Raw genomic sequence first — 16,735 nt, forward strand, 5'->3', positions numbered from 1 at the left:
AAGGCGGTGGGCGCGAATGACGGAAGGAGTGTTTATCGTCAGGCAGACGACTAAGATCGCGGCATGTCGCCCTACGACCCCTCGGCCTACCCGGCATTCGCTGTCACCGTCGATCTGGTGGTGCTCACCGTGCGCCGTCACGCGCTCTGCGCGCTGGTCGTGCGGCGCGGTGAGCCGCCGTTCCAGGGGCGGTGGGCGCTGCCCGGCGGCTTCGTCAAGGCCGACGAGGACCTGGCGGGGGCCGCGGCGCGCGAACTCGTCGAGGAGACCGGGCTCTGTGCCCACGACCCGGTCTCCCCGGCGCCCGGGAACGCCGCCCATCTCGAACAGCTCGCCACGTACGGGGATCCCGGGCGGGATCCCCGTATGCGGGTGGTCAGCGTGGCGCACCTCGCGCTCTCGCCCGACCTGCCCGCGCCCCGGGCCGGCGGAGACGCCAACAGCGCGCGCTGGGCCCCCGTCGACGCGCTGCTCAGCCAGGAGGGCGGGTTCGCCCGGGAGGACGAGCAGCCCGCGCCACTCGCCTTCGACCACGCGCGGATCCTCGCGGACGGGGTGGAGCGGGCCCGCTCCAAGATCGAGTACTCCTCGCTCGCCACGGCGTTCTGCCCGTCCGAGTTCACCGTCGGCGAGCTGCGCAGGGTGTACGAGGCGGTGTGGGGGGTGGTGCTCGATCCCCGCAACTTCCACCGCAAGGTCACCGGCACCCCGGGCTTCCTGGTCCCGTCCGGGGGCACCACCACCCGTCAGGGCGGCCGGCCCGCGCAGTTGTTCCGGGCCGGCGGTGCGACCGTACTCAACCCGCCGATGCTCCGCCCCGAGGTCTGACCCGAAGTCCGACCCGCGCGGTCCGGCGGGGAAGATCCGACGAGTGGAGACTCGAACGGACGCCCTTACCTGGCAAATCGGATATATCGCGTTATCGTGCTGCGGTACCCACTGCCGTCGAGCGGTCTCACCTCCCCGCGAGAGAAGCGATGCTCCAGGCCATCGGACTGACCAGTTCCCCCCGTCGAGACCTGCCACCCGCGGTGGACGATCTCACCTTCGAGGCGCGGCCGGGCGCGGTCACGGCGCTTCTCGGCGCCCCCGGCGCGGGCAAGACCACCGCGCTCCGGCTCATGCTCGAACTCGAACCGGGCCGCGGTGTCACCTACTTCCGCGGGCGTCCGCTCCACCGCGTCGTCCACCCGGCCCGCGAGATCGGGGTCCTCCTCGGCGATGTGCCCGGCCATCCCGCGCGTACCGTCCGCGGCCAGCTCAAACTGGTCTGCGCCGCCGCCGGTGTGCCCGCGTCCCGCGCCGACGAACTCCTCGACGTCGTCGGGCTCGCCCCCCTGGGCGACGAACGGCTCGGGGCCCTGTCGCTCGGTACGGACCGCAGGCTCGGGCTCGCCGTCGCGCTGCTGGGCGACCCGCACACCCTGCTGCTCGACGCGCCGTCCGCGGAGCTCTCACCGCGCGAGAAGAACTGGCTGCACGGGCTGCTGCGGGCCCACGCGGGCCAGGGCGGCACCGTGCTCTACACCACGGACGACCCCAAGGAGGCCGCCCGCGTCTCGGACCGCGTCGTCACCCTCGACGAGGGCCGCCTCGTGGCCGACCAGGACACCGCTTCCTTCGCCCGCACCCGGCTGCGGCCCCGGGTCGCCGTCAGGACCCCGCACGCCGCGCGGCTCGCCGACGCTCTGAGCCGGGAGGCGCGCGCGGCCCGGCGCTCCGTCGAGGTGGTCGCCGAGGCCGGCAGCCTGCTCACCGTCTACGGCAGTAGTTGCCCGGAGATCGGTGAGACCGCCTTCCGGCACGGCGTCCTCGTCCATCAGCTCGCGGACGAGATCGGGGACACGGGTCCAAGGACCGGCCCGGCGCCGTCGCCCGCGACCACCACCGGCTCCGTACCCGGCCCCGCCGCCTCGGAAGCCCGTACGGAAGCCCGTACGGAAGCCCGTACGGAAATCCGCACGGGATCCCGCGCCGACGGGCCCGTTCCGCTCCCGCCGCCCCTGCCGGGCCGCCCGGCCCGCTCCCCGCTCCGGCCCGTCCGCTACGAGCTGCGCCGGATGCTGGGCGTACGGACCGCGCCGCTGATCATGGTCGCCGTCCTCCTCGCCTCCGTCGCCCTCGCCGTCCCCCTCGGCCGTACCGGCGGGACCCCGCTGCCCGGACTGCTCACCGCCTGGCCGGCGATCCTGCCCCTGCCGCCCGCCGTCCTCGGCGCCGGACTGATCGGCGCGCTCTCCTTCGCCGACGAGTACCGCCACCCCACCCTCGCCGGCGCGCGGGGCACCGTCCCGCGCCGGCTCGCCCTGCTCCTCGCCAAGCTCGCCGTCACCGCCGGCGCGGCCCTGTTTCTCGCCCTCCTCGCGGTGCTGGCCGACGGCGCGGCGCTCCGCCTTGTGTACGGCGCCAACGCCGTCCCCGTACCGGACAACTGGGCTTCCCATGCGGCTGGTTGGGCCGGGCTCGCGGTCGGCTGCGCCTGGGCCGGGCTGCTCGGCGCCGGGGTCTTCCGGATCGCGATCGCCGGTATGGCCGCCGTCGTCGCCGTACCGACCCTGGTCGTCCCGCTGCTCCAGAGGGCGTTCGCCGGGCCCTCCGTGCGCTCGGTCGCCGGACTCCCGGGCAGGCTGCGCGACATGGCGTGGCCGCTCTGGCCGCACCAGGCGGACCAGTGGCTGGCGGCGACGTTCAGGCTCGCGGCCCAGCCGGTCGCCGCCGCGCTCACCCTGTCGCTGTCGGCCCTGCTCTGCGCTTATCTGCTCACCGGGCTTCGCCGCAGGGCTCGTTGGTGACCGCGTATGACCGGAGCGTCAGGTCATGGCGGTAACTCCCCTGATAAAGCCCACTTCTTTCCGATAAGGCGTCAATCGAAGGGCGGGCGCCGATCACCCTTTCGTGTGCTTTTCACCAAAGACCTCAAGGCGCACGGAAGCAACGCCGACAAAGGATGCGTGAGTACCCTTGCGCACACCATGATGACCGCCGCCCGCTCCGCCGAGTCCGGCCTCGCCGAGCCGGGTGAACTCGACCGCTACCCCTTTGCCGAGGCGCCCGGCGCCGACCGTAGGGCCGCACCCGTCTGGGACGGCGCCGACACCGATCTGGGCCGGGTGGGACGGCGTACGACGAGCAGTCGGGGCCGTGGACTGCACGGCCAACTCGTCCAGCAGCTCGGACAGATGATCGTCTCCGGGGATCTGGGCGCCGACCGGCCGCTCGTCCCCGAGGAGATCGGCCAGCGCTTCGAGGTCTCCCGCACGGTGGTGCGGGAGTCGCTGCGCGTCCTTGAGGCCAAGGGGCTCGTGAGCGCCCGGCCCAATGTCGGTACCCGGGTCCGGCCGGTCAGTGACTGGAATCTGCTCGACCCCGACATCATCGAATGGCGCGCTTTCGGGCCGCAGCGCGACGACCAGCGCCGGGAGCTGAGCGAGCTGCGCTGGACGATCGAACCCCTTGCCGCGCGGCTGGCGGCCGGCCACGGCCGGGCCGATGTGCAGCAGCGCCTCGCGGACATGGTCGGGATCATGGGCCACGCCCTCGCCCAGGGTGACGCGATCACCTTCGCGCGGGCGGACACCGAATATCACTCCCTGCTCATCCAGCTCGCCGGCAACCGGATGCTGGAGCACCTTTCGGGGATCGTGTCCGCCGCGCTCCAGGTCTCCGGCGGCCCGGTCACCGGCTGTGACCGCCCCACGGAGGCGTCGCTCGACCACCACGCGCGGATCGCCGACGCCCTCGCCTCCGGTGACGCGCACGCCGCGGAGTCGGCCATGCGCCAACTTCTCACCGTGCAGCCCGATGTGGAGCGTGTCGTACCGGCGCCGCGCGAGCACTGAGCGCTCCCCGGGGCCAGGGCGTACGGGGATGTACGCGTCGTGTGTCGCCGGACCCGGAGGTCCGGCGACGCGACGGTGGGACGGTGAATCCCGCTTCTGGCCGCTTTGCCGTAAATGGGGTGTGACTCGGGCCACGTGGATTGGGCGTAACACTCCTGGAGGCAGGGCGATGACCTAAGAGGTGACAGCCGAGGAGGGAATGCGAGCGCCGCGTGTGGCGCTGTATTCAGCTCCGAGGTCCAGCCCGCGTCGTCGGCGACATCCCCAGCCGACGGTCGTCGGCTCCGGCCCGATCATGGGCGGGGCCGGAAGCCGTTTCCATCGTTCCGAGAGGTTGTTCGTGTCGGCCAGCACATCCCGTACGCTCCCGCCGGAGATCGCCGAGTCCGAGTCTGTGATGGCGCTCATCGAGCGGGGAAAGGCTGATGGGCAGATCGCCGGCGATGACGTGCGTCGCGCCTTCGAGGCCGACCAGATTCCGCCAACCCAGTGGAAGAATGTTCTGCGCAGCCTCAACCAGATCCTCGAGGAAGAGGGTGTGACGCTGATGGTCAGTGCCGCGGAGTCGCCCAAGCGCACCCGCAAGAGCGTCGCAGCGAAGAGCCCGGTCAAGCGCACCGCCACCAAGACCGTCACGGCCAAGACGACCGTGACCAGGACCGTCGCGGCCACCGCCGCCCCGACGGCGGAGAGCGTCGCCGCCGCCGACGACTCCGTCGCACCCGCCAAGAAGGCGGCGGCCAAGAAGACGGTCGCGAAGAAGGCGACCGTCAAGAAGACCGCCGCCAAGAAGACGACGGCGAAGAAGACCACGGGCAAGAAGGACTCCGACGAGATCGTCGACGGCGACGAGCCGACCGAGGAGATCCAGGCAGGAAAAGGCGAGGAGGAGGAGACCGAGGGCGAGAACAAGGGCTTCGTCCTCTCCGACGACGACGAGGACGACGCGCCCGCGCAGCAGGTCGCCGTCGCCGGTGCCACCGCCGACCCCGTCAAGGACTATCTGAAGCAGATCGGCAAGGTCCCGCTCCTCAACGCGGAGCAGGAGGTCGAGCTGGCCAAGCGCATCGAGGCCGGTCTCTTCGCCGAGGACAAGCTGGCCAACTCCGACAAGCTCGCGCCCAAGCTCAAGCGCGAACTGGAGATCATCGCCGAGGACGGCCGCCGCGCCAAGAACCACCTGCTGGAGGCCAACCTCCGTCTGGTCGTCTCGCTGGCCAAGCGCTACACCGGCCGCGGCATGCTCTTCCTGGACCTGATCCAGGAGGGCAACCTCGGTCTGATCCGCGCGGTCGAGAAGTTCGACTACACCAAGGGCTACAAGTTCTCCACGTACGCCACCTGGTGGATCCGGCAGGCGATCACCCGCGCCATGGCCGACCAGGCCCGCACCATCCGTATCCCGGTGCACATGGTCGAGGTCATCAACAAGCTCGCGCGCGTGCAGCGCCAGATGCTCCAGGACCTGGGCCGCGAGCCCACCCCGGAGGAGCTGGCCAAGGAACTCGACATGACCCCCGAGAAGGTCATCGAGGTCCAGAAGTACGGCCGTGAGCCGATCTCCCTGCACACCCCGCTCGGCGAGGACGGTGACAGTGAGTTCGGTGACCTCATCGAGGACTCCGAGGCGGTCGTCCCGGCCGACGCCGTGAGCTTCACCCTTCTCCAGGAGCAGCTCCACTCGGTGCTCGACACGCTCTCCGAGCGGGAGGCGGGCGTGGTCTCGATGCGCTTCGGTCTCACCGACGGCCAGCCCAAGACGCTGGACGAGATCGGCAAGGTCTACGGGGTGACGCGCGAGCGCATCCGCCAGATCGAGTCCAAGACGATGTCGAAGCTGCGCCACCCGTCCCGGTCGCAGGTCCTGCGCGACTACCTGGACTAGTCGAAGGCGCGGTGGGCCGGTTCCTTACCCGGTCGACAGCGCGGCGGACCGGGGGTCCCTTACCCGGACCGGTCCACGGCGCGCCAGAGGGCGCGCGAAGCACGGCGGGAGACCCGGATGCCACCAGGCAGCCGGGTCTTCACGCTGTGCGCGGGGGTGCGAGACCCGTCCGGGTGACTGACGCTGGGTAGATCACTGTCCACCGAGAGTCAGGAGCTTGTATGCGCCGTTCCCTTGCCCGCGTGTTGACCGGAGGTCTGGCCGTGATCGCCGCGGGGGCCCTGCTGCCGCTCGGCACGCCCGCTTCCGCCACCGCCGACAGTGTGATCATCGGAGGGCAGCCGGTCCGGGCGGAGGACAGCCCGTGGGTCGTCGCCCTGTCCAGCCGGGACCGTTTCGGGGGGACGCGGGCGGGCCAGTTCTGCGGAGGTGTGGTGGTGGCGCCGACGAAAGTGCTGACCGCCGCCCACTGCATGGGCCGGGACGTCCTCGGCGCGGCTCCGGAGTCCGTGAGCGACCTGCGGGTCATCGCCGGGCGTGAGCGGCTGCGCGGCAAGGGCGGGCGTGAGGTGCCCGTACGCTCCGTCCTGGTCGACCCGGCGTACGACCCGGGGACGAACGCGGCGGACCTCGCGGTGCTGACCCTCTCGCGGGCGCTGCCCGCGGGGTACGCGATCCGGCCGGCGGACCCGGACGACTCCGCCACCGCGCCCGGCACGGACGCCGCGGTCTACGGATGGGGCGACACCACGGGCGGCGGTGCGTACGCGGAGGCGCTGCGCTCGGCGCCTGTCACGGTCCTCCGGGACGCGGAGTGCGCGCGGGCCTACCCGGGCGGCTCAGGGGCCCAGGGAAGCCGTTACGACGCCACCACGATGCTCTGCGCGGGCGACCCCTCGGGTGGGCACGACGCCTGCCAGGGCGACAGCGGCGGGCCACTGGTGGCGGAGGGGCGGCTCATCGGGCTGGTCTCCTGGGGCAGCGGCTGCGGACGGGCGGGCAACCCGGGGGTCTACACCCGGGTCTCCACGGCCGTGGACCCGGTCGCCGACGCGCTGGGGACCCGAAGGAGCTCCTGAGGACCCCTGACCGGCCGTACAGGGCGTCCCGGCCCGGGGGCAGCCGCCTCCGGGCCCGGAGCACGGAGGCCACGAGAACGGGCGGCCACCCCGCGCTGTCGCGGGGTGGCCGCCCGTCGGCCGGTCAGCGGGCCGGCCCTTGGCTCGTCGTGTGGATGCGAGGTGTCAGCGTTCCTCTTCACCACCGCCGGCCGGGACGGCCGTCAGTCGGTCGGTCTCATCCTGTATTTCCGCGGCGATCTTCTTGAGTTCCGGCTCGAACTTGCGTCCGTGGTGGGCGCAGAAGAGCAGTTCACCACCGCTCGACAGGAGGACGCGCAGATAGGCCTGGGCGCCGCACCGGTCGCAGCGGTCAGCCGCCGTCAGGGGGCTCGCGGGGGTCAGAACAGTAGTCACGTCGCCTCTTCTCTAGCTCGACGAGCTGTCGTACCAGGGTCAACATCCAACCAGGCCGAAAACGTTCCCGCTCGCGGCTTTTCCTCGAAAATTTCTTCCGTCGTGGCTGGCTGCTGGCGGTTGGCGGCGAATGAGCCGTATTGCATAGCTGGGCTTCGCACTACGGGTTTCGCGTTGCTTGCAGATAGTGGTCAGGAGGTGCGTCCTGCGCCGGCCGGCTTGCCGGTTGTTGATGAGGACGTGCCCGGAGCCTAAATGGTTCATGCCTGGAAGGGAACGTGATGTGTGCTTCACTCCATCGAAGGATCGAACACGTATGCGACCTTGGACTAGCATAAGAATTCGCGAGGGTGGCGTGACAACGGCTCTACCAGGCCTCTGTACCCTCTGACCGGTGACAGACGCCGGGCCTTTACCCCACGGGGCCACATCTCAAATTCAGCGAGGAGCGAACCCGCGTGACCGCCGATACGTCCGTGCCGTCCACAGCGCTGCTGACAGCAGACCGTGACGGTTCCAACTACACCGCGCGGCACCTGCTCGTCCTTGAAGGACTCGAAGCGGTCCGCAAGCGCCCCGGGATGTACATCGGGTCGACCGACAGCCGCGGCCTCATGCACTGCCTCTGGGAAATCATCGACAACTCCGTCGACGAGGCCCTGGGCGGGTACTGCGACCACATCGACGTGATCCTCCACGAGGACGGCTCGGTCGAGGTCAAGGACAACGGCCGGGGCATCCCCGTCGACGTCGAGCCCAAGACGGGGCTCTCCGGCGTCGAGGTCGTGATGACCAAGCTGCACGCGGGCGGAAAGTTCGGCGGTGGCTCGTACGCCGCCTCGGGCGGGCTGCACGGCGTGGGCGCCTCCGTCGTCAACGCGCTCTCCGCCCGTCTCGACGTCGAGGTGGACCGCAACAGCTCCACCCACGCGATCAGCTTCCGGCGCGGTGTCCCCGGAATGTTCACCGAGCAGGGCCCCGACAGCCCCTTCGACCCCGCGAACGGGCTGCGCAAGGCGAAGCGGGTGCCCAAGACCCGTACCGGCACCCGCGTGCGCTACTGGGCCGACCGGCAGATCTTCCTCAAGGACGCCAAGCTCTCCCTGGAGACGCTGCACCAGCGCGCCCGCCAGACAGCCTTCCTGGTCCCCGGGCTGACCATCGTCGTCCGGGACGAGCGGGGCATCGACGAGGGCGCGGGCGGCCCGGTCGAGGACACCTTCCGCTTCGACGGCGGCATCAGCGAGTTCTGCGAGTACCTGGCGCAGGACAAAGCCGTCTGCGACGTACTGCGCCTCACCGGCCAGGGCACCTTCAAGGAGACCGTGCCGGTCCTGGACGACCGGGGCCACATGACCCCCACCGAGGTCACCCGCGAGCTGGGCGTCGATGTCGCCCTGCGCTGGGGCACCGGGTACGACACCACGGTCAGGTCCTTCGTCAACATCATCGCCACCCCCAAGGGCGGCACCCATGTGAGCGGATTCGAGCGCTCCCTGACCAGGACGGTCAACGAGGTGCTGCGCTCCGCGAAGATGCTGCGCGTCGCCGAGGACGACATCGTCAAGGACGACGCCCTGGAAGGCCTCACCGCCGTGGTCACGGTGCGGCTCGCCGAGCCGCAGTTCGAGGGTCAGACCAAGGAGGTCCTGGGCACCTCCGCGGCCAACCGGATCGTCGCCAACGTCATCGCCAAGGAGCTCAAGGAGTTCCTGACCTCGACGAAGCGCGACGCGAAGGCGCAGGCCCGCGCCGTACTGGAGAAGGCGGTCGCCGCCGCCCGCACCCGGATCGCGGCCCGCCAGCACAAGGACGCGCAGCGCAGGAAGACGGCGCTGGAGTCCTCCTCGCTGCCGGCCAAGCTCGCCGACTGCCGCAGCGACGACGTGGACCGCAGCGAGTTGTTCATCGTGGAGGGGGACTCCGCGCTCGGTACGGCGAAGCTCGCCAGGAACAGTGAGTTCCAGGCGCTGCTGCCGATCCGCGGCAAGATCCTCAATGTCCAGAAGGCCTCGGTCACGGACATGCTCAAGAACGCCGAGTGCGGGGCGATCATCCAGGTCATAGGGGCGGGCTCGGGCCGGACCTTCGACATCGACGCCGCCCGCTACGGCAAGATCGTGCTCCTTGTCGACGCCGATGTCGACGGCGCCCATATCCGCATCCTGCTGCTCACGCTCTTCCAGCGGTACATGCGGCCGATGGTGGAGGCGGGCCGCGTCTACGCCGCCGTACCGCCGCTGCACCGGATCGAGCTGGTCCAGCCCAAGAAGGGCCAGGACAAGTACGTGTACACGTACTCGGACAACGAGCTGCGCCAGACGCTGCTGGAGTACCAGCGCAAGAACATCCGGTTCAAGGACTCCATCCAGCGCTACAAGGGCCTCGGAGAGATGGACGCCGACCAGCTCGCGGAGACGACGATGGACCCGCGCCACCGCACCCTGCGGCGCATCAACATCGGCGACCTGGAGTCGTCCGAGCAGATCTTCGACCTGTTGATGGGCAACGAGGTGGCGCCCCGCAAGGAGTTCATCACCAGCTCCGCGGCGACCCTGGACCGCTCGCGCATCGACGCCTGACCACCACCGCTCCGGGCGGTTCGCGGGACACGGCCTCCACCCACGGGCGGAGGCCGTTCCTCCACCCGCGATCAACCCCCGAGCCGATGCTGTGACCTGGGCTTTCTCCGTAACGTCGAAGGCGTTGAACTTCTTCGTCCCCGGAGGTCCCCGATGTCGTCGCTGATCGATGTGCTGCTGATCGCCGCCGTGGTCGCCCTGGTGGTGGCGCGCCAGGCCAGGCCCCGGCGGGTCGCCACCGGCGGGCGCGGCGTGTTCTTGGTCCCCGCCGTACTCGTCCTCCTCGCCCTGCGCCAGCCCGGACCGCTGGACGCGGACGACCGGGCGCTGTCCCTGGTACTGCTCGGCGCCGAACTGGTGGTGGGTGTGGCGATGGGCGTCGGCTGGGCCCGGACGAGCCGGCTCTGGGCCGGCCAGGACGGCACCGTCTGGTCGAAGGGCACCCGGGCCACCCTCCTCGTCTGGGTCGCCGGGATCGCCGTACGCCTCGGGCTGATGGGCGTCGGCGCCCTGCTGGGGATCCACCAGGGCAGCGGCGCGCTCATACTCGCGCTCGCCTCGTCCGTGCTGGTCCGCGGGGTCGTCCTGGCCCGGCGGGCCCGTACCGCCGCCGTACCGGCCGGACAGGGGCCCGGACAGGGGGACGACGGGCGGGGGCCCGGGCACGACGGCGCCCCGGCGGACGGCGTGTCGGACGACCGGGGCGCGTCGTACGGTGGCGGCGGGGCCCCCGCGCCGTGGAAGGACCGCGTGTGACGACCGACGCCTGGACGAAATGGCCCTCACGGGAGGCGCTCACCCGCGAGGGCCTGACCGATGCGCGCCGGTGGCTGGCGCGTGCGGTACGCCTTGTGGTGCTGGCCGCGCTCCTGTGGTCCACCTTCAGCGGGTGCCATGTCGGCGGCTGGGGCGTGGTCGCGGCCGTCGCCGTGCTCGGCGCCGTCGCCTTCTGCGGCTGGGCCTTCTACCGCACCACCCTGCGCCACGACCTGTGGCCCTCCGTCGGGCTGCTGGTGGTGCTGATGGGCGGGGCGCTGGCCGCGCAGCGCGCCGGGTTCGTCGTCGCGGCCACCGTGTTCTGGTGCGTCTGCGCCGTCATCGGCATGCAGCGGCTGCCGCTCGCCGCCGCCCTGCCCGCCACGATCGCCACGCTCGGCGGATACGCGGTCGTCCAGCACGGCTCCTGGCTCAACCTCGTGCTCACCACCATCGGCGTGGTGCTCGGCGGCTACGCCCTGCGGCTCGACGCGGAGGCCCGCGGCACCGCGCAGCGGCTGCTCGCACAGGAGCGCGCCGCCCGCGTCGCGGAGGCCGAGTCCGCCGCCCTCGCGGAGCGGGCCAGGATCGCCCGGGACATCCACGACGTCCTGGCACACAGCCTCTCCGCGCAACTCGTCCACCTGGAGGCGGCGCGGCTGCGGATCGAGCAGGAGCCGCCGGGGCCGTTCCGCGACCAGATCCTTGAGCGGGTCGTCGCCGCGCGCTCCATGGCGCGTGAGGGCCTGGCCGAGACCCGGCAGGCGCTCTCCGCACTCCGCGGCGATCTGGCGCCCCTCGGGGAGTACCTGTGCGAGCTGGCCGCGCTGGACGGCGCCGAGGTCGAGGTGGCGGGGGAGCCGAGGCCGCTGCGCGCCGAGGCGTCCCAGACGGTGCGCCGCGTCGTCCAGGAGGCGCTGACCAACGTACGCAAGCACGCGCCCGGCGCGCGGGTGCGGATCCTGCTGACGTACGGGGCGGACGACGTGACCCTGGACGTACGGAACTCCGGTGGCCGGGGCCCGGAAGCGGCCCCGAGCGGTCTGACGGCATCCGGCTCCGGGTACGGTCTGCTGGGGATGCGGGAGCGCGCCGAACTGCTCGGCGGCACCCTGGAGGCCGGTCCCGGCGACGGGCCGGGGTCCGGCCGCTCCGAGGGGAAAGGCTTCAGCGTGCGACTGCGAGTGCCCGCATGACGGCCCGGGTGATCGTGGCCGACGACCAGTCCGTGGTGCGCGAGGGCATCGTGATGCTGCTCGGGCTGCTGCCGGACATCGAGGTCGTCGGCGCCGCGCGGGACGGCGAGGAGGCCGTGGCCCTGGTCGCCGAACTCGCCCCCGACGTGGTCCTGATGGATCTGCGGATGCCGCGCTGCGACGGCGTGGAGGCCACCCGCCGGATCCGCACCGAGCACCCGGGAACCCAGGTCGTCGTGCTCACCACGTACGCGGACGACGACTCGCTGTTCGCCGCGCTCCAGGCCGGCGCGCGCGGCTACCTCACCAAGGACGCGGGGGGCGAGGAGATCGTCAAGGCCGTCGCGGACGTGCTGTCGGGCCAGGCGGGGCTGGCTCCCGCCGTGCAGCGCAGGCTGCTGGAGCATGTCACGGCGCCGCCCGCCGCGCCCGTCCCCGCCGAGCTGCCCGACGGGGTGACGGCGCGGGAGGCCGAGGTGCTCACCCTGGTCGCCGAGGGCCTCTCCAACAAGGAGATCGCCGAGCGTCTGCACATCGGGGCGGCCACGGTGAAGACCCACATCAACAACCTCTTCGCCAAGACCGGAGTGCGGGACCGCGCCCAGGCCGTCCGCTATGCCTATCAGCGCGGATTCATCCCGCCACCCGGGACGAACATCACCTGATGGGGTGAAGTCGGCGGAGAGACCGGCAGCCCGCCCCCACGGGCCGACCATCCTTCCTTGCTACGCGCGCCGAAACGGTTCGCTGACAAGGAGAGTTGACCGGTGGAGAAGCAGGAAGGGGCGTGAGGCCGCAGCGGTGCGGCCCGACGACCCGTGGTACGACGCGCCGGCCTCGGACCGGGGCGATCCGGACGGTACGGGAGCGGCCGCGGCCCCCGGGTCCCGGCCCCGCCCCGGCCGGGCGGACGACGCGGCGGTAGGGGGCCGGGCCGCCGCCGACATCTACCGGGAGGTCCAGCGCGGCGCCGCCTTCCAGGAAGCCCGCGCCAGGTACCGGAGGTTCGTCGTCCCGGCCTCGCTCGCCTTCTTCGTCTGGTACGTCGCGTACGTCGTCGCGGCGACCGCGGCGCCGGGGCTGATGGCCCGGCCGGTGGTGGGCGCGGTGAACGTGGCGATGGCCGCCGGGCTCGGACAGTTCCTCTCCACCTTCCTGCTGACCTGGGCGTACGCCTGCCACGCCCGGCTGCACCGGGACCGCGCGGCGCTCGAAGTGCGCTGGGCGGTCCTCGACGGGAGCGCGCGGGGAAGGCCGAGCGCGGCGAGACGTCCGGAGCGTCCTTGAAGAGCGGCAGGGGCGGGCGATGAGCGGCGACCACCACACCCTGGCACTTCTGCTGTTCAGCGCGTTCGTCGCGGTCACCCTCACCATCACCACCTGGGTGAGCCGCCACCGCCACGGCACCGCCGAGGAGTTCTACGCCGGCGGCCGGCTCTTCTCGCCCATGGAGAACGGCTTCGCCCTGGACGAGTCATTCCGGAGTCCCGTCTGCGGGGAGGCGTCATGCACGCACATTCGCGGCGTTGTCGGTGATGTCGGGGGAACCGATGCTCCCGCGTCGCTTCCCTCCTGCGCCTTGCGATCCACGGCACCAACGGGCCACATCAGCCGCTGACGCGGCGGGCGCTCCCTGATCCAGCCAGACCCAAACGAAAGACCCTGGCAGGCGACTACATGTCCGCCGCCTCCTTCTTCGGTATCTCGGGTCTCATAGCACTCTTCGGCCACGACGGCATGCTCTACTCGGTCGGCTTCCTCGTCCGCCTGACTCGTCGTCCTCCTCCTGGTCGCGGAACTCGTCCGTAACCGCGGCCGGTTCACCCTCGCCGACGTCGTCGCCTCCCGGATGGCGGAACGGCCCGTCCGGATCGCCGCGGACGGGATGCGCGGCTCGACTTCATCAGCCTGGGGCTCGCCCTGGTCCTCGGTACGGCCGGGCTGCCGCACATCCTGTCCCGCTTCTACACCGTGCCGACCGACCTGTACGCCTCGCTGCGGCGCCGCCGCCCGGGCGCCACACCGCGCGGCGAGGTCGCGTTGGCCCGGGTCGCCGCGGCGGGCACCGGCGCCGTCGCCATCGCGCTCAGCCTCCTCGCGCCGGAGCTGAACGTCGCCTTCCTGGTGGGGCCCGCCGTCGCCGCGTCCGCCGATCTGCCGGTGCTGCTCTACTCGCTGTTCTGCGGAACTTCACCACGCGCGGCGCCGTCTGGTCCGTCTACGGCGGGCTGATCCCGGCGCTCCTGCCGGTGGCGCTCTCCCCGGTGGTGCCGGGGACCCCTGCGGCCGTCTTCCCGGGGGCCGACTGCCAGGTCTTCCCGCTGGAGAACCCGGGGCTGGTCTCGATCCCGCTGGGCTTCCTCGCCGGATGGATCGGTACGGTCACCTCCACCGAGCCGCCGGACGCGGCCCGCCACGCGGAGGCCGAGGTCAGGTCCGCTGACCGGCGCGGGAGCGGTCTGACGGACCCGCCGCGCGGGCGTACGACCGCGCGGCGTCCGTACGACGTGCCGCACGTCCTCCGTACGGGGCGGGCCGGCCCCGTACGGAGGACGCTCACCGCGTCAGACGCTCGCCGCCCACGCGTAGCGGTGCTCCGGGCGCCCGGTCTCGCCGTACCGCAGCGTCAGCCGTACCCGCCCCGACCGCTCCAGCAGCTTCAGATAGCGCTGCGCCGTCTGCCGGCTCATCCCCGCGTGCTCCGCGATCTCCTGCGCCGAGAGCGGCCCCTCGGCCTTCATGAGCACCTGGCGGATCAGCTCGGCGGTGGTGGGGGAGTGGCCCTTGGGGAGCGCGGGGGCGGTCGCCGCGGAGAGCGCCCCGAACATCCGGTCCACCTCCGACTGCTCCGCCTCCCCGCCGCTCTCCACCGTGCGGCGGAGCGTCGCGTACGCCTCCAGCTTGGCCCGCAGCCCGGCGAAATTGAACGGTTTGACCAGGTACTGAAGTGCGCCGTGACGCATCGCCGACTGGACGGTGGCCACGTCGCGCGCGGCCGTCACCATGATCACATCGGTCTGGTGGCCGAGCCGCCGCAGCTCACGGACGACCGCGAGACCGTTCTCGTCCGGCAGGTAGTGGTCGAGCAGGATCAGATCGACGGAGTGCTCGGAGATACGGGCCAGCGCCTCGGCGGCGGAGTGGGCCTGCGCGACGACACGGAAGCCGGCCACCTTCGCCACATAGGCCGTGTTGATGCGCGCGACGCGGACGTCGTCGTCCACGACCAGTACATCCAGTACACCGCTCATCGTCTCTCCCCTGCCGTCGTCTGCTCCTGTGACGTACCGGCCGGGGAATCGGGTCCCGGTGACCCGCCGGACCCCTCGGGTCCCGGGGGGTCCCCCTGTCCGGCAGCCCCTTCCCGCCCCGCCTCGGTCAGCGCCTCAGGGAGGACGACCGTGAACCGGGCGCCGCCGTCCGCCGCCGCCTCCACCCGCGCGCTGCCGCCCTGCCGCTCCGCGAGCCGGCGGACCAGGGCGAGGCCGAGCCCGCGCCTGCCGTGGGCCGGTGGCTGCTTGGTCGACCAGCCCTCGGTGAAGACCAGCTCGCGCCGGTCCTCGGGGACACCGGGGCCGCTGTCGCAGACCACCGCCACGACGGTACGGCCCTCCGCGCGCAGCTCGACCTCGATGCGCGGATCCGTGGAAGAGACCGCCGCGTCCAGCGCGTTGTCGACAAGGTTGCCCACGATCGTGACCAGCCCCTGCGGGTCCACCAGCCGGTCGGGCAGCAGGGTGGCGGGCGCCAGCCGCAGCGACACGCCGCGCTCGGCGGCGACCGTCGCCTTGCCGACCAGCAGCGCCGCCGGGAGCGGATCGTGGATCCGCTCGGTGATCTGCTCGGCGGTGGCCCGGTGCACCCCGACCACCTCGGTGACGAACTCCACCGCCTCCTCGTGCAGCTCCAGCTCCAGCAGCCCCAGCAGGGTGTGCATGCGGTTCGCGTGCTCGTGGTCCTGGGCGCGCAGGGCGTCGATCAGGCCGCGGGTGGCGTCCAGCTCCCGGCCGAGCCGCTCCAGCTCGGTACGGTCGCGCAGGGTGACGACCGCGCCCCCGTCGTCGGTGGGCATCCGGTTGGCGACCAGGACGCGGCTGCCCCGTACGGTGAGCAGGTCCTCGCCCCGTACCCGCCCGGTCAGCACCTCGGTGGTCCGTCCCTCGCCCAGCACCTCGCCGAGCGGGCGGCCCGTCGCGTCGGGACCGACCTCCAGCAGCCGCTGCGCCTCGTCGTTCATCAGCCGGATCCGGCCGGAACCGTCCAGCGCGACGACCCCCTCGCGCAGGCTGTGCAGCATGGCCTCGCGCTCGGTGAGCAGCGCCGAGATGTCGGAGAACGCCAGGTCATGGGTCCGGCGCTGGAGGCGCCGGGAGATCAGATACGCGGCGAGCGCCCCGGCCGCCAGGGCGCCGCCCGCGTACGCGAGGAGCCCCGGGATCGCGGCGAGGAGCCGGTCGCGGACGCTGTCGTAGGCGATCCCGACCGAGACGGCGCCGACGATCGTGCCGTGGCGGTCGCGCAGCGCCACCTTGCCCCGGGCGGAGCGGCCGAGTGTGCCGCTGTCCAGCTCCATGACGTCCTTGCCCGCGAGGGCGTCGCTGGGGTCGGTGGAGACGACCCGGCCGATCTCGTCGAGGTCGGTGTGCGACCAGCGCACCCCGCGCCTGTCCATGATCACCACGTACTCGGCGCCGGTGGCCCGCCTGATCCGTTCGGCCTCGGCCTGTACGGGGCCGCCGGCCGCCGGCCGGGTGGCCAGCAGGTCCTCGGCGACCGGTACGGAGGCGGTGGTCTCGGCGATCGCGAGCGCGCGGCGCATCGCCTGGTCGTCCAGCTCGGCGCTGAAAGGGGCCAGAAAGAGGCCGGTGGCCAGCACGGTGACGCCCGCGGCGATGGCGAGCTGCATCAGCAGCACCTGGGAGAAGACCCGGCGTGGCCAGCCCAGTCGCCGTCGTCCGCCTGCGGTGCTCGGTCCGGCACTCATGTACACGAACGGTAAGGG

The 16,735-nt window shown here is 72.0% G+C and carries 14 protein-coding genes and 1 pseudogene; 12 read left to right on the forward strand and 3 right to left on the reverse strand.

Features of this window, described 5'->3' with window-relative positions; all coding sequences use genetic code 11:
- The first annotated feature begins 63 nt into the window (after nt 1-63).
- The 5 genes from ACIQ7D_RS33320 (at nt 64) to ACIQ7D_RS33340 (ending at nt 6,803) form a co-directional block, all read left to right on the forward strand.
- Nucleotides 64-828, forward strand: a complete 765-nt coding sequence (locus ACIQ7D_RS33320; RefSeq protein WP_403944192.1) for an NUDIX domain-containing protein — start codon at nt 64-66, stop codon at nt 826-828.
- 149 nt (nt 829-977) lie between these two features.
- Nucleotides 978-2,792 (forward strand): ATP-binding cassette domain-containing protein, encoded by a 1,815-nt coding sequence (locus ACIQ7D_RS33325; protein ID WP_403944194.1) that lies wholly within the window; start codon nt 978-980, stop codon nt 2,790-2,792.
- A gap of 159 nt (nt 2,793-2,951) precedes the next feature.
- On the forward strand, nt 2,952-3,839 hold the full coding sequence (locus tag ACIQ7D_RS33330) for a FadR/GntR family transcriptional regulator (protein ID WP_403944197.1): 888 nt from the start codon (nt 2,952-2,954) through the stop codon (nt 3,837-3,839).
- Between the two features lie 340 nt (nt 3,840-4,179).
- Nucleotides 4,180-5,724: an RNA polymerase sigma factor gene (locus ACIQ7D_RS33335; protein ID WP_403944200.1), complete on the forward strand. Its 1,545-nt coding sequence runs from the start codon at nt 4,180-4,182 to the stop codon at nt 5,722-5,724.
- Between the two features lie 221 nt (nt 5,725-5,945).
- Entirely contained in the window at nt 5,946-6,803 is an 858-nt protein-coding gene (locus tag ACIQ7D_RS33340; RefSeq protein WP_403944203.1) for a serine protease, read from the forward strand.
- Between the two features lie 165 nt (nt 6,804-6,968).
- Here ACIQ7D_RS33340 and ACIQ7D_RS33345 read toward each other — a convergent pair whose 3' ends face one another.
- On the reverse strand, nt 6,969-7,199 hold the full coding sequence (locus tag ACIQ7D_RS33345) for a hypothetical protein (RefSeq protein WP_114662714.1): 231 nt from the start codon (nt 7,197-7,199) through the stop codon (nt 6,969-6,971).
- A 458-nt stretch (nt 7,200-7,657) separates the two neighbouring features.
- Between ACIQ7D_RS33345 and ACIQ7D_RS33350 the strand changes: the two genes are divergently transcribed.
- The 7 genes and pseudogenes from ACIQ7D_RS33350 to ACIQ7D_RS33380 form a co-directional block, all read left to right on the forward strand.
- Nucleotides 7,658-9,781, forward strand: a complete 2,124-nt coding sequence (locus tag ACIQ7D_RS33350; RefSeq protein ID WP_403944205.1) for a type IIA DNA topoisomerase subunit B — start codon at nt 7,658-7,660, stop codon at nt 9,779-9,781.
- Nucleotides 9,782-9,934: 153 nt separating this feature from the next.
- Complete coding sequence (locus ACIQ7D_RS33355; protein ID WP_403944208.1) at nt 9,935-10,537, forward strand: DUF1453 domain-containing protein; 603 nt, start codon at nt 9,935-9,937, stop codon at nt 10,535-10,537.
- Nucleotides 10,534-11,733 carry a sensor histidine kinase gene (locus ACIQ7D_RS33360; protein WP_403944211.1) on the forward strand — a complete coding sequence of 400 codons (1,200 nt, stop codon included), beginning with the start codon at nt 10,534-10,536 and terminating at the stop codon, nt 11,731-11,733. The genes ACIQ7D_RS33355 and ACIQ7D_RS33360 overlap by 4 nt, the downstream gene beginning before the upstream one ends.
- Nucleotides 11,730-12,398 (forward strand): response regulator, encoded by a 669-nt coding sequence (locus ACIQ7D_RS33365; protein ID WP_403944212.1) that lies wholly within the window; start codon nt 11,730-11,732, stop codon nt 12,396-12,398. The genes ACIQ7D_RS33360 and ACIQ7D_RS33365 overlap by 4 nt, the downstream gene beginning before the upstream one ends.
- Before the next feature lie 82 nt (nt 12,399-12,480).
- Nucleotides 12,481-13,020 carry a DUF485 domain-containing protein gene (locus tag ACIQ7D_RS33370; RefSeq protein ID WP_403944287.1) on the forward strand — a complete coding sequence of 180 codons (540 nt, stop codon included), beginning with the start codon at nt 12,481-12,483 and terminating at the stop codon, nt 13,018-13,020.
- Nucleotides 13,021-13,039: 19 nt separating this feature from the next.
- Nucleotides 13,040-13,351 carry a hypothetical protein gene (locus ACIQ7D_RS33375; protein WP_403944215.1) on the forward strand — a complete coding sequence of 104 codons (312 nt, stop codon included), beginning with the start codon at nt 13,040-13,042 and terminating at the stop codon, nt 13,349-13,351.
- Nucleotides 13,352-13,395: 44 nt separating this feature from the next.
- Nucleotides 13,396-14,196 (forward strand): annotated as a pseudogene (locus tag ACIQ7D_RS33380) (cation acetate symporter); the annotation flags it as partial.
- Between the two features lie 101 nt (nt 14,197-14,297).
- Here the strand turns inward: ACIQ7D_RS33380 and ACIQ7D_RS33385 are convergent.
- The gene (locus tag ACIQ7D_RS33385) at nt 14,298-14,984 is read right to left on the reverse strand and encodes a response regulator (protein WP_403944217.1); all 687 of its coding nucleotides are present in this window, start codon (nt 14,982-14,984) and stop codon (nt 14,298-14,300) included.
- A complete protein-coding gene (locus tag ACIQ7D_RS33390; protein WP_403944219.1) occupies nt 14,981-16,717 on the reverse strand; it encodes an ATP-binding protein in 1,737 nt (578 codons plus the stop codon). The genes ACIQ7D_RS33385 and ACIQ7D_RS33390 overlap by 4 nt, the downstream gene beginning before the upstream one ends.
- Nucleotides 16,718-16,735 lie beyond the last annotated feature (18 nt).

This window comes from Streptomyces sp. NPDC096310, assembly GCF_044763125.1.
Classification (GTDB): Bacteria; Actinomycetota; Actinomycetes; order Streptomycetales; family Streptomycetaceae; genus Streptomyces.